Source organism: Virgibacillus sp. 7505, from assembly GCF_002272135.1.
Taxonomy (GTDB): domain Bacteria; phylum Bacillota; class Bacilli; order Bacillales; family Amphibacillaceae; genus Terribacillus.
Map to the genome: position 1 here is coordinate 1 of NZ_NPBF01000161.1, position 283 is coordinate 283.

The window sequence follows — 283 nt, forward strand, 5'->3', positions numbered from 1 at the left end:
CATTGCCAATAAAGACTAGGCGCTGTCTTGACTCCGAGCACATCGAATCACTCCTTTTAGCAAGCATTAAATAAACACATAAATATCGTCTCCTTCAACTTCCACAGTAAAACAAGCTACATTTCCTTGATCTCCACCTTGCGCGCTGCCCGTTTTCATGCAAATTTTCCAATCATGCAGCGGACAATAAACATAATTCCCACTAACGATGCCCTCCGATAGGGGTCCGCCTTTATGAGGACATTTGTTGTCAAGAATACGAATGGATCCATCCTCTTGCATA

At 43.1% G+C, this 283-nt stretch carries 1 protein-coding gene; it reads right to left on the reverse strand.

Going from position 1 to position 283, the window contains the following annotated elements:
- Positions 1-66: 66 nt before the first annotated feature.
- Positions 67-283: Rieske 2Fe-2S domain-containing protein (locus CHH91_RS18415; RefSeq protein WP_095224772.1), on the reverse strand; the 217-nt coding region annotated here is incomplete at its 5' end.